General features: G+C 57.3%; 1 protein-coding gene. It reads right to left on the bottom strand.

Going from position 1 to position 342, the window contains the following annotated elements:
* Positions 1–342: phosphopantetheine-binding protein (locus G9G54_RS24940; protein WP_165179960.1), on the bottom strand; the 342-nt coding region annotated here is incomplete at both ends.

The raw sequence follows: 342 nt of genomic DNA on the forward strand, positions 1-342 counted from the left end.
CAGATGGCTCAAAATGTACAGTCGTTTTTGAGCCGAGGAAACCGGGTAGTACGCCTGTTGCGCCGCCGCAGGGATCATCGTATAGGTATCTGTGCCGTGCGTTGCGATGAGCTGGGCTTGCTGCTCAATCGTAAAGTGTTGGAACACCTCACGCAGCGTAATCCGGCTGTCCAGTTCCTGATGGATTTTGGCCACCAGCGTCGTTGCCCGCAGGGAGTGCCCACCCACGTCAAAGAATGAGTCGGTGACTCCTACGGTGGACAGCTTCAAGACATCCTGCCAGATTTGGGCTAGCTTGGCTTCCAGCGGCGTCCGCGGTGCAACGTACTCCTGGCCTCCTTC

Source organism: Paenibacillus sp. EKM212P (genome assembly GCF_011066115.1).
Lineage (GTDB): Bacteria > Bacillota > Bacilli > Paenibacillales > Paenibacillaceae > Paenibacillus > Paenibacillus polymyxa_B.